General features: G+C 32.7%; 30 protein-coding genes. 18 read left to right on the top strand and 12 right to left on the bottom strand.

What is annotated here, in order from left to right; all coding sequences use genetic code 11:
* Window positions 1–34 precede the first annotated feature (34 nt).
* The 4 genes from NBC122_RS13785 to NBC122_RS13770 form a co-directional block, all read right to left on the bottom strand.
* Entirely contained in the window at window positions 35–313 is a 279-nt protein-coding gene (locus NBC122_RS13785; RefSeq protein WP_133440926.1) for a DUF6520 family protein, read from the bottom strand.
* A 46-nt stretch (window positions 314–359) separates the two neighbouring features.
* On the bottom strand, window positions 360–1,853 hold the full coding sequence (locus NBC122_RS13780) for a MauE/DoxX family redox-associated membrane protein (protein ID WP_133440925.1): 1,494 nt from the start codon (window positions 1,851–1,853) through the stop codon (window positions 360–362).
* 176 nt (window positions 1,854–2,029) lie between these two features.
* Window positions 2,030–2,827 carry a hypothetical protein gene (locus NBC122_RS13775; RefSeq protein WP_133440924.1) on the bottom strand — a complete coding sequence of 266 codons (798 nt, stop codon included), beginning with the start codon at window positions 2,825–2,827 and terminating at the stop codon, window positions 2,030–2,032.
* 23 nt (window positions 2,828–2,850) lie between these two features.
* The gene (locus NBC122_RS13770; RefSeq protein WP_133440923.1) at window positions 2,851–3,465 is read right to left on the bottom strand and encodes an N-acyl amino acid synthase FeeM domain-containing protein; all 615 of its coding nucleotides are present in this window, start codon (window positions 3,463–3,465) and stop codon (window positions 2,851–2,853) included.
* Window positions 3,466–3,593: 128 nt separating this feature from the next.
* Here NBC122_RS13770 and NBC122_RS13765 point away from each other — a divergent pair, with 128 nt between their 5' ends.
* Window positions 3,594–4,349 carry a response regulator transcription factor gene (locus NBC122_RS13765; protein WP_133440922.1) on the top strand — a complete coding sequence of 252 codons (756 nt, stop codon included), beginning with the start codon at window positions 3,594–3,596 and terminating at the stop codon, window positions 4,347–4,349.
* Here NBC122_RS13765 and NBC122_RS13760 read toward each other — a convergent pair.
* Window positions 4,341–5,135: a ThiF family adenylyltransferase gene (locus NBC122_RS13760; protein WP_317127514.1), complete on the bottom strand. Its 795-nt coding sequence runs from the start codon at window positions 5,133–5,135 to the stop codon at window positions 4,341–4,343. The two genes, NBC122_RS13765 and NBC122_RS13760, sit on opposite strands and share 9 nt — an antisense overlap.
* Before the next feature lie 129 nt (window positions 5,136–5,264).
* Between NBC122_RS13760 and NBC122_RS13755 the strand changes: the two genes are divergently transcribed.
* On the top strand, window positions 5,265–6,104 hold the full coding sequence (locus NBC122_RS13755; protein ID WP_133440921.1) for an RteC domain-containing protein: 840 nt from the start codon (window positions 5,265–5,267) through the stop codon (window positions 6,102–6,104).
* A 15-nt stretch (window positions 6,105–6,119) separates the two neighbouring features.
* On the opposite strand, the gene NBC122_RS13750 is transcribed toward NBC122_RS13755, so the two are convergent.
* On the bottom strand, window positions 6,120–6,314 hold the full coding sequence (locus NBC122_RS13750) for a hypothetical protein (RefSeq protein ID WP_133440920.1): 195 nt from the start codon (window positions 6,312–6,314) through the stop codon (window positions 6,120–6,122).
* Between the two features lie 72 nt (window positions 6,315–6,386).
* On the opposite strand from NBC122_RS13750, the gene NBC122_RS13745 reads away from it, so the two are divergent.
* The 6 genes from NBC122_RS13745 (at window position 6,387) to NBC122_RS13720 (ending at window position 10,629) form a co-directional block, all read left to right on the top strand.
* Window positions 6,387–6,650, top strand: a complete 264-nt coding sequence (locus NBC122_RS13745; protein ID WP_133440919.1) for a helix-turn-helix domain-containing protein — start codon at window positions 6,387–6,389, stop codon at window positions 6,648–6,650.
* 169 nt (window positions 6,651–6,819) lie between these two features.
* The gene (locus tag NBC122_RS13740) at window positions 6,820–7,215 is read left to right on the top strand and encodes a hypothetical protein (RefSeq protein WP_246012394.1); all 396 of its coding nucleotides are present in this window, start codon (window positions 6,820–6,822) and stop codon (window positions 7,213–7,215) included.
* A gap of 41 nt (window positions 7,216–7,256) precedes the next feature.
* Window positions 7,257–7,505 carry a DUF3853 family protein gene (locus tag NBC122_RS13735; RefSeq protein WP_133440917.1) on the top strand — a complete coding sequence of 83 codons (249 nt, stop codon included), beginning with the start codon at window positions 7,257–7,259 and terminating at the stop codon, window positions 7,503–7,505.
* Window positions 7,495–8,208 (top strand): hypothetical protein, encoded by a 714-nt coding sequence (locus tag NBC122_RS13730; RefSeq protein WP_133440916.1) that lies wholly within the window; start codon window positions 7,495–7,497, stop codon window positions 8,206–8,208. Before NBC122_RS13735 ends, NBC122_RS13730 begins: the two co-directional genes overlap by 11 nt.
* A gap of 27 nt (window positions 8,209–8,235) precedes the next feature.
* A complete protein-coding gene (locus NBC122_RS13725) occupies window positions 8,236–9,366 on the top strand; it encodes a hypothetical protein (protein ID WP_133440915.1) in 1,131 nt (376 codons plus the stop codon).
* 420 nt (window positions 9,367–9,786) lie between these two features.
* Entirely contained in the window at window positions 9,787–10,629 is an 843-nt protein-coding gene (locus NBC122_RS13720; RefSeq protein ID WP_133440914.1) for a toprim domain-containing protein, read from the top strand.
* A gap of 46 nt (window positions 10,630–10,675) precedes the next feature.
* Here the strand turns inward: NBC122_RS13720 and NBC122_RS13715 are convergent, their stop codons facing one another.
* From NBC122_RS13715 to NBC122_RS13705, 3 genes are read right to left on the bottom strand one after another with little or no spacing between them, the layout of a single operon-like run.
* Window positions 10,676–11,473 carry an ImmA/IrrE family metallo-endopeptidase gene (locus tag NBC122_RS13715; RefSeq protein ID WP_133440913.1) on the bottom strand — a complete coding sequence of 266 codons (798 nt, stop codon included), beginning with the start codon at window positions 11,471–11,473 and terminating at the stop codon, window positions 10,676–10,678.
* Window positions 11,463–11,768: a hypothetical protein gene (locus NBC122_RS13710; RefSeq protein ID WP_133440912.1), complete on the bottom strand. Its 306-nt coding sequence runs from the start codon at window positions 11,766–11,768 to the stop codon at window positions 11,463–11,465. Before NBC122_RS13710 ends, NBC122_RS13715 begins: the two co-directional genes overlap by 11 nt.
* Window positions 11,761–12,405: a sigma-70 family RNA polymerase sigma factor gene (locus NBC122_RS13705; RefSeq protein WP_133440911.1), complete on the bottom strand. Its 645-nt coding sequence runs from the start codon at window positions 12,403–12,405 to the stop codon at window positions 11,761–11,763. The genes NBC122_RS13710 and NBC122_RS13705 overlap by 8 nt, the downstream gene beginning before the upstream one ends.
* Before the next feature lie 151 nt (window positions 12,406–12,556).
* Here NBC122_RS13705 and NBC122_RS14430 point away from each other — a divergent pair, with 151 nt between their 5' ends.
* The 4 genes from NBC122_RS14430 (at window position 12,557) to NBC122_RS13690 (ending at window position 15,161) form a co-directional block, all read left to right on the top strand.
* On the top strand, window positions 12,557–12,733 hold the full coding sequence (locus tag NBC122_RS14430) for a hypothetical protein (protein ID WP_165983225.1): 177 nt from the start codon (window positions 12,557–12,559) through the stop codon (window positions 12,731–12,733).
* A 68-nt stretch (window positions 12,734–12,801) separates the two neighbouring features.
* Window positions 12,802–13,566: an SMODS-associated NUDIX domain-containing protein gene (locus NBC122_RS13700; protein WP_133440910.1), complete on the top strand. Its 765-nt coding sequence runs from the start codon at window positions 12,802–12,804 to the stop codon at window positions 13,564–13,566.
* Window position 13,567: 1 nt separating this feature from the next.
* Complete coding sequence (locus NBC122_RS13695) at window positions 13,568–14,743, top strand: nucleotidyltransferase domain-containing protein (protein ID WP_133440909.1); 1,176 nt, start codon at window positions 13,568–13,570, stop codon at window positions 14,741–14,743.
* Window positions 14,709–15,161 carry a hypothetical protein gene (locus NBC122_RS13690; protein ID WP_133440908.1) on the top strand — a complete coding sequence of 151 codons (453 nt, stop codon included), beginning with the start codon at window positions 14,709–14,711 and terminating at the stop codon, window positions 15,159–15,161. The genes NBC122_RS13695 and NBC122_RS13690 overlap by 35 nt, the downstream gene beginning before the upstream one ends.
* A gap of 6 nt (window positions 15,162–15,167) precedes the next feature.
* Here NBC122_RS13690 and NBC122_RS13685 read toward each other — a convergent pair whose 3' ends face one another.
* Window positions 15,168–15,785, bottom strand: coding sequence for a hypothetical protein (locus NBC122_RS13685; protein WP_133440907.1), 618 nt, complete (start codon window positions 15,783–15,785; stop codon window positions 15,168–15,170).
* A gap of 32 nt (window positions 15,786–15,817) precedes the next feature.
* Window positions 15,818–16,222: a hypothetical protein gene (locus NBC122_RS13680; RefSeq protein WP_133440906.1), complete on the bottom strand. Its 405-nt coding sequence runs from the start codon at window positions 16,220–16,222 to the stop codon at window positions 15,818–15,820.
* A gap of 626 nt (window positions 16,223–16,848) precedes the next feature.
* Here NBC122_RS13680 and NBC122_RS13675 point away from each other — a divergent pair.
* The 6 genes from NBC122_RS13675 (at window position 16,849) to NBC122_RS13650 (ending at window position 20,949) form a co-directional block, all read left to right on the top strand.
* Window positions 16,849–17,244 (top strand): single-stranded DNA-binding protein, encoded by a 396-nt coding sequence (locus tag NBC122_RS13675; protein WP_133440905.1) that lies wholly within the window; start codon window positions 16,849–16,851, stop codon window positions 17,242–17,244.
* Between the two features lie 65 nt (window positions 17,245–17,309).
* Entirely contained in the window at window positions 17,310–17,837 is a 528-nt protein-coding gene (locus NBC122_RS13670; RefSeq protein WP_133440904.1) for a prtrc system protein e, read from the top strand.
* Window positions 17,838–17,862: 25 nt separating this feature from the next.
* On the top strand, window positions 17,863–18,081 hold the full coding sequence (locus NBC122_RS13665) for a PRTRC system protein C (protein WP_133440903.1): 219 nt from the start codon (window positions 17,863–17,865) through the stop codon (window positions 18,079–18,081).
* A gap of 78 nt (window positions 18,082–18,159) precedes the next feature.
* A complete protein-coding gene (locus NBC122_RS13660) occupies window positions 18,160–19,341 on the top strand; it encodes a hypothetical protein (RefSeq protein ID WP_133440902.1) in 1,182 nt (393 codons plus the stop codon).
* 58 nt (window positions 19,342–19,399) lie between these two features.
* A complete protein-coding gene (locus NBC122_RS13655; RefSeq protein ID WP_185145768.1) occupies window positions 19,400–20,143 on the top strand; it encodes a PRTRC system protein B in 744 nt (247 codons plus the stop codon).
* The gene (locus NBC122_RS13650) at window positions 20,143–20,949 is read left to right on the top strand and encodes a PRTRC system ThiF family protein (protein ID WP_133441138.1); all 807 of its coding nucleotides are present in this window, start codon (window positions 20,143–20,145) and stop codon (window positions 20,947–20,949) included. The genes NBC122_RS13655 and NBC122_RS13650 overlap by 1 nt, the downstream gene beginning before the upstream one ends.
* A 474-nt stretch (window positions 20,950–21,423) precedes the next feature.
* Here the strand turns inward: NBC122_RS13650 and NBC122_RS14620 are convergent, their stop codons facing one another.
* Window positions 21,424–21,684, bottom strand: coding sequence for a hypothetical protein (locus tag NBC122_RS14620; RefSeq protein ID WP_246012392.1), 261 nt, complete (start codon window positions 21,682–21,684; stop codon window positions 21,424–21,426).
* Between the last annotated feature and the right edge of the window lie 51 nt (window positions 21,685–21,735).

The raw sequence follows: 21,735 nt of genomic DNA, 5'->3' as shown, positions 1-21,735 counted from the left end.
AAAAAGGGATGCCAATTGGCATCCCCATTTCAGCTTATTGTTGTACTCTTTCAAATAGTTTATCCGGACAGCTGGTTCCGTTCAGTTGATAAAGGGGTTCACTACCCATACCTACATCTGCTGTACAGATTATAGTTCCAGTGGTATCACATGTTTTACCAACGTTAATACATTCTTCCTCTTCGCCAAAATGATAAGCATAACCTGGTTGTACCGATTTTGCATCATCTTTTGTAACATGAGACGCATATGCGCTTCCTGCTCCTGCCAATACCATTACAGCTGGCAATAAGAGCGCCTTTAAATTTTTCATAATAAAAAATATTTAAAATGGTGCCTACTCTTGTAAGGGTTTTCGGCTACTCCCTCTGAATGAAACTGCTGGTCAGCGTCTGCGCACAACGGTACCGTACAATTTCATTTCCAGAAATAATGTAAAAATAATGATCAGTCATAAGCATTTGAGACATTTTATTCTTTTTACGATGCTGAACATAAAAACTTCCCCAATAGCCTCCAGACGATGTCATATATACATCGATGACACTATTTTTTTTCCATAAATCTTTAGATTCATACTTTCCTATCAAATTCGCATGATTGAAAAGTAACCCTTTATAAGCCATCATATTTCTATTGATTAAAAGCGAGGGTTGATTCATCTTCGACCGCCCGTCTTTTAATTTTTTAACTTTCAGTGCTGGCTTATCATAAGGATCAATGGTCTTCATCTTCCGAACAATTTTCGCGCTTGCATTCAGTTTAAGGATCGTGTTTTTATAGTAGAACATATAATAGATATCGCCTAAGGCAGTATCATATAAAAGCTTACCGTCTCCCTCAAATCCACCGTCGGCTTTATTGCTCAGAAGGGTCTGATTAATGGCAACCTGTGGTTTTTCAAGTAGTGACAGTGACGCAATTCCCAATCTCTTCGAAGCATAATCTTCCACACGCAACAGATATTGCGAAGGGGAAACAGCGACCAGTTGATCAAAGTAAACTTGATTACTACTCCTTACAACAAGTGGCATAGAAAGAGAATCGAGTGACTGGCTGTAAATAACTGGAACTGTTCCGTCAAAACCATAGAGATTCCCTTGTACAATGCAATACCTTAAATTTTTGAACCTAAAATTAGAGCCTGGATTAAGATTAATCGTATCCATTTTTTGCATAAGAGAATCTAACTTAAAAATTCTGAACGGATTGCTTGGATTTCCCAGATAAAGATCACCCTTATGGTTTCCCACAAAATAAAACGAGTTTACACCCAGATCGAAAGACTGCTCCTCCAAAATGGGATGATGCGGAAATCTCCTCGTAAAATTATTCTCCTTTTTCATGATATACTCAGAAGAAAGAAACAGGGCGACCATGCTGCCCGCTGAAAACACTGCGATGAGTGCCGCTGCAGCGATACGGCTCCAGCCGTGCGCCCGTTCTTTCCCCATGAAAACACTTGTTATTAATGCCAAAACAACGCACACTGCATTGAAAATCAAATGCTCTGTCCAGCCCATTTTCTCCAATATTCCTCCGCAGGAACACGGTACAAAATCACTGTACTTCAAAATCAGAAATATATAAACCGTAAAGGCTACCATGAGTCCAAATGAAGCGTACAGTCCTATCCGTCTTACTTTTGGATCAGCGAGTACTCCTGCAATCATCACTTCGATAATGATGACCGCATAGGAAATAAATCCTGCATACGCACTCAGCAGAGGCGACTGCGCCAACTGAACCTGGAAATTTTCAAAATCCAACATTTTACTTCCCGCTGCATACGTAAAAAGTAAAATAAAAGCGTACGATGCGTATATAGCCAATTTGTTAATTAAGGTTTTCATGTCTGCATTTTTGATAGAGTAAAATTGCGACATCCCTTTTTTAAATACATGTACATTAGAGGCAGAAGTATGTATAATAAAAACATTTTTATGTACAATAATGACGTTCTTATGTATAATAAAGTCGTTTATATGTATAATAGGGTCAACAGAATAATAAAGTCGGTACGGTAAAGTCACTGTTGTAGCGCGATCCGGAGAATGCGGTGGAATGGAAAATGGTAGGTTCTGTGGAATAGAATATAGAGTTGATAGTAATTTGCAAAGCCGTTTTCATAGGCAATTTCCTTATAGCTCAAAGTACTCAACAGGAGGTCTTCGAGTACAGGAATCATTTTGATTTTAAGATAATGATGGTAAAATGAACTTTCAAAAAACGAAGAGCTGTCTTTTCTAAACTGGCGGTAAGAAAGACCTTTGCTGTTCACAAAAGCCTTTAAGGTCCCATGCTCATCAGGCTCATACGTTTCCAGCAGTTTCAGCAGGTACCGGTACCTGCTATTTCCTATCGATGCGGGAGGCCTGGGGTAAACCGTTTGATGGGTCACAACAGAAATGGTGTAGTGGTACTGCTCTTTGGTGACCACCCCTATAAAAATCTGAATTTCCTCTGAACTGATCTGTTGCACATGAATGGGCAGAAAAAAACGGTCTTTGGAAACCGAGCCGGCCATGCGTTGATAAGCTTCAGTGAGCAGTTTCACAATCTCAGCGTACTCCCCATTGGAGGTAAGTTCTTCTTCTGCCTCCTGATAGGTAAAGACAAATCCCTTATGATAATATTCGGTGTGCTGATCCAGAAAATGAATAGCCTGAAACAGCCTGATATACTGCCTGATAATTTCTTTAGTTTGCGAAAAAACAGTCTCACTCGACAAATACTGGCGTTCCGGTGATGAATCACAAAGTACACAATAACGTTCTAATGCTTTTTTCAGATGCTTTTGTAAAATATCAAGATGATAAGTCTTCATGGCTGTAGGTTCATATTAGGAAACTATTGCCAGAATATTCCCAATTCGTTACGCAGCAGATCCCTGTTTCTGTTCAGAAAACTTTGATAGCCCGTCCAGGGTAATCGGATCGGTATCGTCTCTGATCCCAGATAGTGAATGGGAGCGCCGATGGCTTCAGCTTCTATCCCCAGAAGCCGGATGGTCCGCAATAATTTCACGTCACATTCTGCGAAAACAGTTCCGCCTTTTTCCCGCGTCGCAACATTCAGAGCCAGTACCATAAGCGTTTTGAAGATACGGAAGCCTCTCTTGTCTGCTCCTTTGGATACTGCGAATCTGCCAATATGGTAAATGGGTATTCCCGCACCAGCTAAATCTTCAACATTAATATTAAAATTTTTTTCTATAGGTAAAATTTGGGTAGCTGTTTTTTGGAATATTCTGATGCTCCCACAAATGATATTATTGGACGTTGCAACGAAAATATGGGAATTAAAATATTGCTTTTCTTCAGCACATAATATTTGTCTTACAGAATTTATATCTTCAGCTTTTAAAACTTCACGATGATGAAGATGATTTTCATTAATTACAAAATGAATTAATTCATCAATCTTTTCATGGCACATGGTGTAATATTCTATATCGTATATCATATTTATATTATTTGACTAAAAGTATTATGATGTTTTCATATAATTTCTACACTTTTGTGTAGATTTGATAAATAAACATAAAAACTACACGGTAGTGTAGCCAAGTTCAACAATATTCCCTCTTAGTTATGGATGAAATACACAAGTTCTTTTCAGGAAAGAATACGGTAGATTATTTATCGGAAGAGGAGCACGCTCAAAGTGGTAACTATCTCGAAACCCTGCGGGCCGTCTCCAGGCTATCATATATGAGCATGTATGTAATCGATTATCAGAGAAGGGAGTTCGAATATGTGTCGGACAATCCACTTTTTCTGTGTAATCATACTCCGTCGGAAGTCATGGCGATGGGATATGCTTTTTACTTTAAATATGTATCTAAGGAAGACTTGGAAATGCTGATCAGAATAAACGAGATAGGGTTTGAGTTTTTTAACAGAACACCACTGCAGGATCGGAAAAATTATAGTATTTCCTACGATTTTAATTTGCAGACTGGAAAAGACAAAATTTTGATTAATCACAAATTAACCCCCATATTTATTACTTCCGAAGGTAAAATATGGAAAGCATTATGTGTAGTTTCTCTTTCTTCAAACGCTTCTTCAGGAAATATTTTACTTTCAAAGACAGGTGAAGATTCATTTTGGGAACTCGACCTAGCCGACGGAGTATGGAATAAAATGGATAAAAGTAGATTAACAGAACGGGAGCTGCAGACTGTTCGCTTGCATGCACAAGGATTAACAATAGGCCAAATAGCAGATCGAATGTGTATCGCTGTCGATACCGTTAAGTTTCATCGAAGAAAGCTTTTCGACAAATTGCACGTTAAAAATATGGGAGAGGCATTAGCTTATGTCAAAAATAACAAGCTACTTTAATATAGAATCCTTTCCATGATCTTCTTCCTGAAATAAAGAACTCAAATAGAAATCCGGAAATTTTTTATAAAACCTCCCTGTAGCTATTTTCACCAAAAGATGGGTACACATAGCGGCGACATACCACGATCCGATAGCCAGCTGGGGTGGTGGTAGCGTAAGTTCTTCATGTTTGTATTGATTAATTACCTCTTCAAGCCATATCTGTGGTTTCTGCCAATAGCGTTGGTAACTTGCAGCATATTCTACTACGTCCACTTCATTAAAATTGCTGGATTTTTCAATTGATTCAAGAGGTGGTCCGTCCGGTGGAAGAACAGTAACTAATCCTCCCCAACCGACATTATATGGATGTAAGACAGGAATGCCACTGTTAAAACATGATTTATCAAATATTTGAGGTGCTTTATCGGTATAATCCAATGCATTGATTCCGGCATTGTATCTCCCTGTTTCTGGCATATTGTCGATGCTTATAAACTCATTTATAAAGCTGATTTCCGCATTCGCATTGATGCTTTTTAGTCTTTCGTAAAGTGCGGTAGCTTTTGAAGTTCCAATCTGATCTTCAGTGTAATTTTGTCTGTTGAGATTAGAGTCTTCGATGAGGTCACCATCAATCACGCATATTTTTTCAAATCCGGTACGCAGTGCACATTCCGCAATATTGCTTCCGATTCCACTCCCGGCAATAACGATCGAGAAATTTTTTAATTTTTGTTGCTCGCAGTTGCTGAGGTAAATGCGGTTTCTTAAATAACGGTCCATGGTAAAAAGTTTTGTCAAATCTACTTTATTTGGATGTTTACCTACCTACACTTTGGTGTAGTTCTTTGGGTATTCTGCATTTCTTAATCTACAGTGTAGCAAATTAATTAATGATGGGCAATACATTTGAATATAAATGAAATATCTATGGTTAAGTTCATTGCAAATCTCGAAAGTGAATTGGAAAGCAGACTACTGTTTCTAAGTTTAGAATCTGATAAGCCTCTACAAAGAGCAGAAGAATCAATGTTGGAAATTAATAACGCATTAAAAAAACTAAAATCTTTTGTTTTACGTACTAAGTTTGCCTCAGATAGTGAAGAAATAGATTTTTTCAAAAACCGTAAACCCTTAATATTATCAAAGTTAATATATCATAATGAAGTCTATAGAATCGAAACCCGCAAGCCAAGTGGAGGTGAAAAGATGATTCGAAAATACTATCAGACAGAACTTATTAAACTGAAAGAATTTTTTGAGGAAAATGTCGATTTTTATGGATATTATAGAACCCACAGTACCTACCTTGATCATAAATATTTTATTCGTAGAAAACTCGACGTTAAGTTGAGTTTAGACTCTTTTGTTTTTGAATCTGATGCAAGATTTAGTACATCTCATGATTATAAAGTCGCAAAAATCATGGCAAATGACCTTCTTGAAGTCTACCTTAATGATGAATTGCTGAAATTAAATAGGCAAGGGCAGGAGCAGTACCGAATATCCACGCCCAAAACAAAACTGGCCTGGACAGATAATAAAACTTCACTGATTGAATTAATTTATGCCTTGCAGTGCAAGGGATCATTCAATAATGGTAATGCCGATATCAAGGAAGTCAGCGCTTATTTTGAGGCGGTTTTCAATATAGAACTCGGTGATGTTTATCGGACATACCTGGAAATAAAAAACAGAACATCTCGTACAAAATTCTTAAATAATCTCCAAAATTTGTTGAACAACAAAATGGATTCGCAGGATGAATAAGAAATTTTTCTGACTTTAACACCCACCTTGTAGCAATTCAATAAACTCAATATTTTTGGAAAGTTTTTTATTGATTTTTGTTGGAGTTTTCTGAAGTTTAAAGAGAAAATTCGGAGAAAATTCCTTTAACTCAGCTTTCTTTAAAATATCAATACCCAACTTGGGTACACCTTGTGGGTTTAATCCATCAATAATACCAAAATTTGTCATAACAAAATAAAAGTAATAAGGGTCACTGTCATTCTGAGCACAGCTAAGGCCCTCAAACTTAACTCAAAAATTATGTCATTAGAAGTATTAACCAAAGAAGATCTCCAGCAGTTTAAAATTGAACTGCTCGAAAGTATTGAAAACTTACTTCAAGGAAAGAAGACAGAAGAAAAGTTATGGCTTAGAACCTCTGAGGTCAGAAAACTCTTAAATATATCTTCCGGAACCTTACAAAACCTGAGGATCAACGGAACCTTACCTTACAGTAAGATAGGAGGGACGCTGTATTACAATTATAAAGACATCCAAACTCTGCTGATGGATTGTAAACATTAATTGTAAGTCAGTAATTATGAAGCAGACTAAAAATATTATCAGCTTTTTTGAACGGGTCATTGAGGATGATCGATTGTATCCCTCTCATATCAGCATGTACGTTTCACTTTTCCAATTTTGGAGTTTGAATCGGTTTCAAAATCCTTTTCGTATTTGCCGGAAAGAGGTGATGAATTTAAGTAAAATCAAATCTCTGGCTACTTACCATAAATGTATCAGAGAACTGCATTGCGCCGGATTTATAATTTATTCGCCCAATTACAATTCGTACATAGGAAGTTTAATTGAAATTATTGATTTTGAAAGTGAAGTAAAAGACAAAAATAAATTATTTCAAAATCAGAATCTATTGCCAAAAGAAGAGACCTGTTTTTATGTACCGATGATTGATGAAGTTGAACTATATTTTACTGAAAGGAATTTATTACCCGTTGAAGCCGATCAGTTCTATTCTTTTTATCAATCGATCAATTGGAAATTGTGTAATAAAAAACCAATGAAATGTTGGCAATCCGCTGCTAGAAATTGGATTTCTAAAGTGAAAAAATATCAAACAATAATATGACTAATAATCAAATGATGAGTAGTTCAATAAAAAATAAACAAATGAAAAATATAGATCCCAAAACGCCGATTTGGCAACTGACAGTTGAGGAATTTGTTGAAGTTTCGAAAAATCTAAATTCTGAAAAGAAGTATGAATATGGTTTGAAAGGTTTGGCAAAGATTCTTGGATGTTCCGTTTCGAAAGCTTCAGAAGTAAAATCCTCAGGAATATTGAATAAAGCCATTATACAAAACGGAAATATTATCATCATTGATAAAGAAAAAGCATTAGAACTTTTTGGAAAATAATAAGATGTATTATCTTGAATTGATACATCGGTTTTGGGGTTTTAACCAAAAAATATCGATTGGTTCAACTGGAATTTCAATGTATTTATACCTGTTGAAAATTGCTTATGACAATGATCGATATGATTTTCAAATTTCTGATGTTGCAATAAGCAAAGAATTGGGATTAACCACAAAAACGGTAAAGTCAACGAAAGAAAAGCTTAAAAGTTTAGGATTAATTCAATTTCAAACAAAAAACGGACTTCCGTGTAATTACAGGTTATTATTAGATTATCCATTGTCGGTTTCTGAGCAAACAAATGTAAAGAAAGAAGAAATCATTCAAAAAGAGGAGGGATTAGTATTTCCTTCGCCGACAGTTTCACCAATTCAAATCCTTTCAGAAAATTTAAATCAAGAAGATGAAGTACAATCATCAAGAGAAAAATCAAATAATAAAAACACTCCAAGTTGGGAAGAATTTATTGAATTCGCCCAAACATTAGAAATCTACAATCAGCAGTTAGATTTTGAAATACAAACAAAATATGAGAGTTGGAAAAATAACGGATGGAAAAACCATGCGGATCGACCCATTACCAATTGGAAATCTGCGCTAAAAAGTGCTTTACCTTTTATGAAGAAAACAACCGAAGGTAGTATGCTGTCATTAAAATCAATTCCAAATATAAATCGACCAAAATCATTAAGCAAAAAATAAAAACCCTAAATAAACATAAAGTGAAATATGGCTATTCAAGAGAAGGATTTAAGGTTAATCCGAAAGAAATTTGAAAGTAAAACCGAAAAAATTCCGGAGAGAATTCGCATTGGAAATCAATTCGTGGATGATTTTATTTTCGAAGATCATGAAGCTGCAGATATTCCCATCAATGCACTTAGGGTAATTTTTAATATTATTTCGATTATCAGCAACGAACAATTTCGTCCGGAAGATCGACCAAAACAACTTTCTTTATTTGATGAAGAATTTGAAACGGAGAACAATGTATTTGCCTCAATAAAAATTAAAAATAACAAAATTTCTCCAAGTGGTTCAACAAAACAAGTCATCGATGCTTATGAGTTTTTGGCTAAATTTAAAATGACTTGGTATAAATCGATGAATTCAAAAGGAAAAGAAATTAAAACTTTTGGAGGATTAATTTCTACACCAAGTTATGACCAAAGAGGTTACACTACGTTTTTAATCAGCAGTTTTTGGTTGAAAAAATTAATGGTCATCCCAGAATATAATTATATCCTCTACAATTTGGTCTATAATATTCGAAACAACAAACATATTATTTTCGCGATTTGGCTTTCAAAAATTCCTGAAAATGGAACGGTTTTAAAACTTTCAACACTCAATAAAAAGTTCGGATTAAACTATAAATCCGCCAATGATTTTTGTTTTAAATTTCTAAAACCGGCAAGAGCCAACTTGAACAAATTCAATACGCTTTCATTCAATTATAAATACAAAAAGGATTCAATTTTTATTATTCCTTATAAGACCAAAGCTATTTCGAACGACAACTTTTCCGAAAATAAAAGAGAACAATTAGAATCAAGCGAAGCTTATCTTGACCAAGGGGGAAAAATTACTCGAAGATTAAATTACTTCAGAAAAAGATATGGTTTAAAGGAAAATGAAATGATTCACTTGGTTCATCAGTACAAAAATATTCCTCAAACCAGAGAATTGATAGAAAAAGCTTTCAAAGAATTTGTCAAAATAAACCGATTAAAAGGAATAAAATCAACGCAATTTCAAGGAAAACTATTTCTAAATGAAATCCAGAAACTCATCATAGATATTTATCGGAATACGAAAATGGGAGAATTATTGCCGAATGGTTATCCGATAATTATTTGAATTCGAAATTGCACTCATCCTACTTTCGGAATTGCGCTCGCTGGAGTTAATGAAATGTTAAAACACAAAAAATTTTGATTGAGTTTTCGGAATTGCGCTCACTCGAAAATTTTGAAGCTAAGAAAAACATGGATAAACATGAGAAAATGTGGATAAATGCGAATATTGACTGAAAATAAAAAATTCAATTCGGAATTGCACTCATTCCAAAATAGGTGGTTTTTCGGAATTGCGCTCATTTATATTTCGGATTTGCACTCATCTTTAATTCGGAATTGCGCTCATTCCAAAAGTGAGCTAAAACTCTTGTTGTAAGTCGATACAGCGAATCACTAAAAGTATTATAAAAGTAATTGAAAAGTTTTTTTTTATTTAAAAGGAAAATGTGGATAAAAAAAATTGCTTTAAAAAAGAAAAAAAATGAATTGCGAAAAAATAAAAGAAAAAATAAACATCAGAACAGTTTTGGAATCATTCAACTTGTTTCCTGTGAAAGAAAACCGGAAAACTGCGTTTTATTTTGCATTAGACCGAGAGGAAAAAATTCCGAGTTTTTCAGTTGATTTTGTTAAAAACAAAGCTTTTGACTTCGGAACTGGGAAAAACTATGATATTATTTCAATCGTTCAACAAATAAATCAATGTTCTGTTTCTGAAGCCTTGAAGTATTTTGAGAAATTCGATTTTTCTGTTCAAAAAAATGATGAGATTGCAGAAGCTTCTCAAGGCAAAAATTATTCAATAATTAAAGTGAGTGAAATTCGGCATCCTGCATTAATTCAATATTTAAAATCCCGAAAAGTCTATGAACAAAAAGATTTGGTAAAAGAAATTTATTATGAATTGAATAGTAAAAAGTATTTCGGAATCGGATTTTTCAATAATTCTGGAGGAGTGGAAATCCGAAATAAATATTCAAAAATTTGTTTGGGTAAAAAGGATGTTACTTTAGCTAAAAATGAATTAAGCGAAAATAAAGAAATTATCATTTTTGAAGGTTTTTTTGATTATTTGACTTTTAAAAATTTGGAGAAGAAAGAAAAATCAATTTCAGATTATTTGATTCTAAATTCCACGGCAATGCTTTTTAAAGTTGAAGAAACTTTGAAAAATTATGGTAAAATCTCACTTTTCTTGGATAATGATGCCAATGGAAATTCAACCAAAGAAATTATTCAAAAAAAGTACAAAAATGTGGAAGATTGTTCTTTGTTGTATTGGGATTTTAAGGATTTGAATGAGTGGTTTTGTGCAAAAACGTGAAATATGAAATTTTCAATTTATTTATTTTTACCAGAATTTATGAACTCTAATCTTCCCAAATTATACTTAAAGCTTTATTTTTATGTGGAATACAATGTTCATAAAAAGACCTGTTAATATCATAATCTTTCACATAAATAAACCAATCCATCGCCCAAACTTTTTCTGTTTTATAAATGTCCCGTACATTGGATTTGGAAAAATACTCGCCGATAACCGTATTCTCGGGTACTTTTCTATCATTCAACAACCATTTAAAAGGAAAATCATCGCTTTCAATTTTCCACTTAATAATTCCATCTTCAGCATAAATAATCAGAATGGGATGATTGCCAATCTGTGCAAACCTAATTGCACAAGCTGTTAGACTAACTTCATATTTATCGGCTAAATCTTTAATAATATTGAAACTAAATTTTTTTCTTAAAACATCATTTTTAAATCTAGATTCTGGCATAAGAATACAAGACGCAAAGTAGTCAGCTTCTCTTTCAATCGAGTCAAATTGTTTCTTGTTAGTAATTGATGGATGGGGCACTAATATTCCCTTTATTAATCCTACTCGGTGTGCATCTATAAAATAATGACCAAGTTCGTGAGCCAATGTAAATCGCCCTCTAGCTTTGTCTTTAAAATTTCCACAATCAGTATTTAAATGAACATAAAATTTTTTGTTTGAATATACGGTCATGCCATCAAATGTTCCTTTTTCATATTTATCATAGATTAATATTAGTCGTTCATTTTCGGCAATTATATTAATCGGAGTTACTGCTTCAGTATATTGTAACGCTATATATTCGGCAAGTTCTTTAATCTCATTTAACGGAGTATTATTTATCATCTTTTTTATGATTTCCTTTCATACGATCAATAATATGCTGAGGAAGAACACTTCCTTTTCTTGCAACCATTTTTAGTTTTTCAGCTTCAGAATCTAAATCTTCAGTATGTTCTAAATTGATATTATTCAATTTTTGAATACCTCTTTTAATGATTTCTTCTGGTGTGTCCCAATCAGAAGGACATTCGTCATCTATTGGATTGAGTAGTTCAAATTGCTCAATTTCTTTTTCTTTTTCTGGAAAAAGCAAACCCTTAGATTGAAATATATCAATTATTCTTTTTTTGCTAGTCATTTTTTAAAGGTTTTAACTGAGTGTTTTTTGTGAAATAATCTTTTATTTTCTTCTCACTTCTTTCCTTGATCTTTCTAATATTAACATTTGTAGTATTATACATTTCAGATAAAGTTTTTAAAACGTCAGATGGCGTTTTCTTTCCTTCATCATAATACATATATAATGTTAAAAGTATATGTCTATCCCTTTCAGATAGCAAATTTAATGCTTCATCCATTGTTTTCAGATTCACGCTTTTAAAAATGTCGTCCGAAATCTCTTCACTTTCTATGATTGGTTCCTCCTTTACGTTTTCAAGATAAATAGATTTACCATAATATTCCTCAAGTAATCTTTTTAACTCATTCTTAGCAACAGTTGCAAGCCAAGCTTTGAAAAACCTATCACCTGTTGCATTCGCAGGAAACGAAAAAATTAGGGGATTATCATAAATTTTATAAAATGTATTATTGATAACCGTGTTCAAAATTTGTTCGTCATAAATACCACTGTTTTTTAATCCTCTCGAAATAACCGAACATAAAAATTTACTATAGCTCTTATACAGCTTCGTAAAAGCATTTATAGCAGGTTGTTCATCATTCAGTTTTTCAGAAATGACTAATAATGTGTCTTCAATTTCGTCTATTGTCATTTACTTAAGTGTTAAATAAAAATCCGTGACAAATTACAAAAATAAATTACAATGTCACGCTTTTGACTTTATACTTTAGATACAGTTTGTGTCTGGAGGTAAATCCTTTACACCGATAAAAATTAGAGGAATTAATTAAATTGTTTCAACAATGGCAACAAATCCACCAAGTGGCGATGGTCACAGAAACGGTGCGGTTAGAGACCGTTCACAAACCTACAATCCCAAAATCGATTCTTGGGTAAAACGTGATGCAAATACGGGTAGGTTTATGGATGTTAAAACCTCTAGCAACACTCCTTTCAAAGGAATTAAAAAAGAAAGATAATCCTTTGAATTAATTACAAGCATCTGGTAATAAGGATGCTTGTAGTTTAACCAATTAAAAAAAAATATATGGCAGGAATAATACCAACTTTAATAGCTGCGGCAAAGCCTCTTTTGTCCAAAGGGGCAACTATAATCTGGGAAAATAGGAATTACTTGCAGTTATACTTTAAAACTAAGCATTGGAAGTATAAAAATATGGATATTCGGTTTTCTATCAGTGGATTATATAAAATTAAAATACCTGATACGAACCAGTATTTATTAGTCCTAAATAGAAGGATAGAAAATCAGCTTCAACCTGTAGGTGGTGCTTATAAACGCTTTGGAGATGATAGTTTGTTCAATAAATGGGGCTATAAGCCTGACAATTCTAAAAATGGGCTAGATGTTGATGAAAAGAGTTCCTCTGATTTAAGATTTATGGTGCAAGGTAAACACTGTATAGATGTCTTAGATTGGTTCGAATCTGGAAATGAAAGAGAGTTAAACCCAGAACGAGAATTTAGAGAGGAGCTTATTGATACGGGTATTCTTGATTCTTCCATTTTTTATAATATCCAATATAAACAAATACGAAGGTTTTCAAAAAATCTTTTGTGGAGCGACTTTTTTAGCTGTTATGAAATTTTGATTTTTGATGTTTTTGAATTACTTCCAAATGAAAAGCAAAAACAAGCATTGATTGAATTATCAAAACAAAAGAATAATCTTTCTAATGGTTTTGCGATAGTTAATTGTGATGATATCGAACAACTAAGATTAGTCGACAATAAAAAACAAATTGCCCGTATCGGGAAACATACCAAATTATTAATTAATAAAGAATTTTAATATGATTGACATTTTTCAAGATTATGTTCTTCAACGTGAAGAGCTTCTAGCAAGAATTGCACAAGAACTGCAATTAGATAAAACCAGATTAGAACGTATGGAGACGGCTTATAATGCTGTTGCTGAAGTTTTGAAAAAAGATAATGATTTTTTTGACCACTTAGTAATTGAAATTTATGCTCAAGGCTCAAAACGTATTGGAACTACCGTAAAACCTATTAATGATGAAGATTTTGATTTAGATATAGTTCTTCATATCTATGATCCGTATTATAATCATAATCCTGAAGAAATATACAATGCATTAGTTAAAGCACTCGAAAAAGATTCTTATTATAAATCTATTATGGAAAAAAAGAAAAGATGTGTGAGACTTAATTACAAAAGTGATTTCCATATGGATATTTTACCCGCTTGTATGCCGAACTCTTTTGAAAAAAACATTATAAAAATTCCAGAAAAAGCATTGAAAAGTTGGTCAACAGCTAATCCTAAAGAATTTACAAGTTGGTTTTTGATTGCTGCAAACTCAGCAAAGGAATCAATGCTAAAAAAGAATTTTGAGGCGTTAATGAAGGCTCAGGTAGAAACTGAGCAACTACCTCAAGAAATATATTTAAAAACACCTTTGCAAAGAGCCGTTCAATTATTGAAGAGATACAGAGATATTTATTTTCAAGAAAAAGAATATAGAGTGTCAAGTATTGTTATTACTACACTTTTGGCTCAATTATACCAGTCAGAAAGTTCAATATTTGAAACAATTGATAATATTGTAAGCCGTATAATAAGAAATTATAATGATGCAATCAGTGGAGGCCATAAATTTAAGATTTTTAATCCAGTGAACCCTGAAGAAGATTTTACTGATTCCTGGACTGATGAACATTACAAAGCATTTTTTAGTTTTATCTCTGACTTTCATATCAAATGGCAGAACCTAAAGTTTTCTTTTGAAACAAGTAAGGAAGATTACATACAATTGTTTGGAGAAGGAATTTATAAAAAAGCTCTTAATGAACAAGTTGTAGCATTTTCTAAGTCTTCAAGTGATGCACTTTCAAAAGCAAGTGGGTTAATTGTAAGTGGTTCGGCATTTACAAACTCAAGAGGAAATATTAATGTTAATGAAGGAATTAAAAATGGATCTCATCACAATTTTGGAGGGGAATATTAGAAAGAATAACCAAAAGAATTGGTTTTCTTTTCTTCTTGTTCAGAAAGCCTTAGTTGAAAAACATTTTGAATGGTTAATACTTGATATTGATACTAAAAGCAGATCTTTGAATGCAAATGGATTTCTGAATATTGGAAATAAATATTATTCTATTAAACTTTCGTTTTCCCCTTTTCATTTATTTAGATATGATAGAATATTTATTAATAATAAACCTATAAGATACAATGACGATATCCATTTGTATTCAGATTTATCTTTGTGTTTGTATCATCCAATAATAGATCAACCGGTTTTAAGAAAAATAGCTTTGTACGAGATAATTCCGTGGATTATTGAGTGGATTGTTTTTTATGAACAATGGAAAAAATATGGTGTTTGGTTTGGCAAAGAAATTAAACATAGAAGAATACAATAAACGATGTTATTTAATTTTGAAATCTCTGATTATTTTATTCAAAGATTCTAATTGCTTTTCTGTTAATCTTCCTTTTTGTCGACAGGTTTTTTTAATTGATAGAATAAAATCTGTATTAAAAGAAGTATTGGTTTCGGCCCATTTCAGTACAAGATTGATTTTATTAAAATGAGAATTTGTTTCATAACTAGTAAAATTTAAAAATTGTTGATTTATTCTTTTTTTTATTTCGCATTGTTTCGTTGACATTATCCTGCGTCGATAAATAGATTTATAGAATTTATAATCAAAATCTGATATTCCTTTTTTACGGTATATGTATTCTATAACTTCTGCACTCATACTTGCTGCAATATTCTCCTTTAATTTTTTTATTGAAGAAAATATTTTATTACCATCTTCTATTCCTAAAAATTTGTTGATACAGCAATTACCTACTTCTGTAACAAATGAATTTTTTTGATTTTTAATAACGCAAATGTTTTTAATAGGATAATGCCCACATAGACATTTTTGTAATTCATCAGCATAATAAGCAAACTCAAAACTCCATTCCAATTTAGCAAAATCCCATTCTTTGGATTCACTTAGATTAATTATTTCTTCTGCTAGTCTGAAATGCATTGTTTTAAATGTTTTTTATCTATATAATCTCTTTAAACCAAATTTAATATCCATTGTGCATCAATATCGTTTGCTTGTTGTTCAGTAAGATGAACAGATTCAATTGTTTTATCTCTTCTAGTATTATTAAATTGATTAATAGCATTGTTTGCTCTTACTTTAGCATTGTCAATACTTAACGCACAAACTAATACATCACATCCTTGATTTGCATAATCATGAATAGCATTAGCTAAATAATTTGAATAATCTCCCATTGTGTAAAAGGCAACTCGCTGATTGTTTATAATTACGATATCTGAAAAATCATTTGGATCCCCACCTAAAGGTTGTCTGTTAGTTGAAATTCCACCATTAATAGTTAGTACACTCCAAACTAAACCTAAAGTCGATGTTTTTCCTCTATTAGGCATTCCTTGTAAAATTATAATTCTCATATATTATTAAATAATATTGTTTAAATAAATTTTTGATTGTTCCATTTTTTATCATCATTTGAAAAATAATAACCATTAAGTGTAAATGATTAATTCTAAAACAAATATACATTTATAGAAAAGCATTCTTCTTTTTTTATGATACAATTTTTTTACAGTCAATACCGTCTATTAAATCACTTCTAACTGATGTCTTGGCTTTTTACTTTTGCAAATGTAGGAAAGCATCATTCATTCAAAAAAATCTTTTTGGGTTTCTATAAAAATTCTTTCCACAAGCTTCAATAATTTTTTCAGACACTCCTAAATCCTTCGGACAAAAAGATTTCAAGCCCGATTCAAAACTTGTATTCAATTACGGGAACTGAATCGGGTTTTGTGTGCCTGATACTTTCCTATAATCATCGGCAAAGAAAAAGCCGGAACCTCAGTTATACGAATCAATTCAATCATAGTCGCTCTTTTACATCAATGAAAATAATCAAACAAAACAACGATAAATATTGCTTTTCCAATTTGGAAAAAAGTATAAAAAAGAAAAAAGCCGAGTGTCCTCGAAACCAAATCAATTCAATCGAAAAATTTAACTATCAAAAATTAAGTATTAACAATCAAAAATTAACATTATGAACATCATTGGAAGAATTACCAAAAATGCAGAAATCAACACTTTGAAAAATGACAAAAAAGTCGTGAATTTCTCAGTAGCCATCAATGACAGCTACAAAAACAAACAAGGCGAACGCATAGAACAAACGAGTTATTATAATTGCTCCTATTGGATTAGCGCAAACGTAGCAAAAATCCTTACCAAAGGTGCTTTGGTGGAGCTTTCGGGTAGAGTAAGTTCGAGTGCGTGGATTGGAAAAGACGGAGAAATCCGCTCGGGATTGAATTTCCACACTTCAAACATCAAATTACACGGAGGTGGAAAAAAAATTGATATGGAAGAACAACCAACGGCAAAACCTCAAAATGCAACCGCTTTGATTGATGAAACAGAGGATGATTTACCGTTTTAGTTTTCATTAATTGAACACAAACAATCATTTAAAATTCAAAATTTATAATCTAAAATTTAACGAAAATGCAAACTAATTTTTTCAGACAAATAGCCAATATCAACCTTACAGGTGATTTACAAATCACATTTACCCAAACCACAGAAAACAATTATGTTGTTTCCGTATTGCTCAAAAACGAGCAATGCGGGGACGAAGCGAGGAAAACTATTCCACCCTTGAATTTACGAGGAACAGCGGAAGAATTGGACAACGGTTTTTTTGAAAGTATAACTACACCGCTACAAACTGCTTCGGGATTAATGGTGGATATGGAAAGTTTTATGAAGCAACTCGAAGAAACCAAAAAGAACTCGGCAATGGAAAAGGGAAAATCCGATAAGGAGCAAAAAGATAAGGAAGCCAAAGAGAAAAAGTTTAAAGATGCTTTGCTGAAAGCCGAAGAACTTGAAAAAGAAGAAAAGTACAAAGAAGCTTGGTCTGCACTTCCCAAAGTTTCGGAATTTCCCGATTACGCTGAAATTATCCGTAAAAAACAGGATGAATGTGAAAGACATTTTGCGCCAAGTCTTTTTACTGAAAACCAGTCCTAAAATTTAATTTAAAAATCAAAAAGTTATGTTATTAGCAACCCAATTAGAAAGAGTTTTTATTATCAAAGACAACGGGCAAGAAATCCGATTGACCGATCCCGAACCGAAATGGAGTGTAGAATCCGTGATGAATTTTTATGCCAATTCGTACCCAATTCTAACTAATGCCAAAGTTTCTGTACCGCAAATTAAAGATGATACGATTCAGTACAAATTTGAAAGCGTGATGGGAACAAAAGGCTAAAATGCTTCTTGCGATTGGCTTTTAGCAAATAACTTTAAAGTCAATCGCCATTTGCAAATAATTAACAGCAAAATAAAAATGAATGCAACCCAAAACCATATCGGGAGTAATAAAACCACCCGAAGAAAAAAAACAGAAGCAACTTCACCGACAATTGGGAGAATTTGCAGATTGGATGAAACAGGAAAAAGACACTTCAGAAATCCAAAAAGACCAAAGGAAATCAGTTCCGATAAAGAAACTTCCAATGGTTTTCTGAAAACTACTTTTCTGCCAAAACTGAAAGAAGATGAAACTGCAACAACTCAACAAAATGGCAGAAAAATTACCAAAACGGAAAGGGATTTTTACCAATCTCTTTCCCGATTGGCAAATCACTATGGAATAAACCCAATGCCAACAAAAGAGTTTGAATATCCTTATAATATTGCGCTTTCACTGTTTGATACTGAAAAACAATTGAAAAGCAAAATCAAAAATTGGGATAATATTCGATTAATTCAGAAAGAGAACAAAACCTATTTCATCAGTGAAGAAAGATGCAGTACAGCCTCAACCCTTTTTTACATTCCAGTCATTCCGCTTTATAATATGCTAAAAGATAAAAAAAGAAAAAAATCAGCTCAATTACTTTTGTCTGTTTGTTTTTATTTATACCGAAATGCTGATATTCCATATTACCGACAAGAAAATTCTTATCTGTATTGGAATTATGAAATGCTGGCGGATTGGCTTGACCAGGACGAAGAAATAGACGAAAATCATCTCTATAAAAAAGAACTTCAACAATCAGAAATGATTGGGGATTTGATGGAGCAGAAAATTTCGCACCGAAAAAATTTAGAAATATTTGGGAAACGGCTTGAAAAATTTAAACCCAAAGACGATTTTGATGAAGAGTGCTTTCAACTTTCAAAAAAGGTATTTCAGCTTTATAACGATTATCCCGAAGAACGTTATTTCAGAAATGCTCATTTTAATAATGTTCCGAAACAAGAAAATAGGGAAGGAGAGGAATATTACAATGAAGAAACGGTTGTTTCAATGGATAAATATGTTTCTTTTTTTGCTGATGATAAAGGATGGGTTTATCAAAATCTTATCGGCTGTATAAATAATGAGTTCAACGAATATTCAGAATTGCAAGAACCAATGATTTTTAAAGCTTTTAACGGAAGTGATATTAGTAAAAATAGTCTTGATTTTGAAAACCGTCTGTTTGAGATTTTAATTCAACTTTCAACAGTATTAGGAAGTTAATTTCAAGAAAAATGAATGTATTTCATTAAATAAAATCAAAAGAATAAAAATTAACGATATGAAAAATGATAAAACTGAAAACGAAATCATTGATATTACTAACAATTTTGGGACACTCTATCACCCAAAATCGGCATTGGTTTTTTATCAAACTGAAAGTCCAAATTCAGAAACTTATGTGGAGTTTTTCGATATGGATAAATGCGGAAATCCAGTCAACGCGCATCCTTTGACTGTGAGAGAAGCACAAAGACTTTCTAAAACTCTCAATATTCAGAATAAAAAGGATAAAGATTTTCTAAAACCGAAAGGAATTATTTCTCAAAATATCCTTCACATCAATTCATCCGAAAACGGAAAAGTAGTTTGGTTTACCCAAGCGCAGGATAGAGATTTGTTTTTTGTGAAAAATCTGAATATTCCCAACGGAAAATCAAATGTTCCGTCACTTCTCTGGATTGCTAATAAACAGAATTTAAAAATTTTCGCTTTAGAAACTGATGAACGCCCCGAAGAAAATACACCACTTTTCCACGCTCCATTTTTCAATGTGTATGAAAACGGAAATGTTTGCATGGGAACGGTGGATGTGAAAATTAAAAACTCCGCTTCTTTGGAAGAATTTACCGAAAGTTGGGAGCATTATTTTTTCAATTCATATTTCAGCCATTTGATGCATAATCATAATCCGATAAAAGAAAATTGCGTGAATCTTTGGAAAAATCAGATTGAAACAAAAGAAATTTTCCCGAAAGAAATTTTAGTAAAAAATAACAGAACATTAAAAGAATTATTGCAATGATAAATTCAGAAAAAATAAAAGTCCATTTTACCGATAACGATTTGCTCAATCCTACCAATCCTGTAACGGTAAATTTAATCGGAGCAGGCGGAACAGGTTCGCAGGTTTTAACGGCTTTGGCAAGAATGAACCATGCTTTAACCGAACTGAATCATGCTGGGTTATCGGTAAGATTATGGGATGATGATGTGATTACTGACGCGAATTTGGGAAGACAATTATTTGCAGAAAGTGAGTTGGGATTGCATAAATCCGTTGCGCTAATCAATAGAATTAATCGTTTTTTCGGAACGAATTGGAAAGCAGAAACCCACAAATTTGAAAAAAATGATTTGGGAAGAGTACAGAATAATATGCAGTCTGCAATTTATATTTCGTGTGTGGATAATGTAAAATCTCGTTTTGAAATTGCTGAAATTCTAAATGAATTAAAAGAGGGTAGGAGATTATACAGAAATCAATGCAAATATTGGATGGATTTTGGGAATAGCCAATATTCGGGGCAGGTTTTGCTTTCCACAATCGGAAATATCAAACAACCCAGTTCCGATAAATATGAAGCGGTTGTCAATTTACCTTTTGTAACGGAAGAATTTGGCGAACTTTTAAAGATTTCTGAATTAGAAGATGATACACCAAGTTGTAGTTTGGCGGAAGCATTGGAAAAGCAGGATTTGTATATCAACTCAACATTGGCACAAATGGGAAGTTCTTTGTTATGGAATCTTTTCCGCAACGGAATGACTGAAAACAGAGGTTTCTTCCTTAATCTGAAAAGCTTTCAATCTCAACCTATAAAGTTGTAAAACAAACCGTAAAACCCCGATAGCTATTGAGGCGGGCGGCAAAAATGCAATTTCTCCCTTTGGTCGAAAACGCATTTTTGCGAAAATTGGAGCAACCACATTTCTAAAACATTCCGGGCTTTGGCTGATGATGTTTTTGAAAAGAGGTTGCGAGTCTATATTTTAATACCTTGAATTTTAGTATTCAATGTATTATTAATTCCAAAGAACTTTTATATCACGTAGTTCAATATTAGATCTTATTCCTCCGAGAGGACTTTTCTCAGAATTCGAATTTGTTTTGAACCTGAAAAGTTTGAGAAATAATGGTTCATTTTTTACATCTTTGAATGAAAACGTTAATTTAATCGGTACATTCAATACTAAATCCGGATGAGGTGAGCTGGATTTATAAAAATCTATTTTGTAATCATTTCCTTCAATATCGATAATAGTGACATCGGTAATCGACATTTTCTTGTTCTCATCTTTTGCTTAAACAAGAAATGTAATTGCTATGCTTTTTTCGGCTTTATTCCCAACGACTTTTGTTATTTTGAATGACGAATTTTCTTTTTCAATATCAAGAATAGGCTTGTTAATATCAAGTGCTTTTCTAAAATATTCATTTTCTGATGATAAAGTTTTGTTTGTCGATTGCAACGTTTCGTTTTCTTTCTTGAGAGATTCACAATTGGTTTGACCGAATACAAACGATGTAAATGATATTGCCAAAAAAAATAATAATTTTCTCATTTTGTTTTTTTAGAATTTATCGATTGTTCAAATATACCTTTGAAAATGATT

The organism is Chryseobacterium salivictor, assembly GCF_004359195.1.
Lineage (GTDB): Bacteria > Bacteroidota > Bacteroidia > Flavobacteriales > Weeksellaceae > Kaistella > Kaistella salivictor.
The sequence above is the reverse complement of the archived record's forward strand: the minus strand, read 5'-3'. Positions and strand labels throughout refer to the sequence as shown.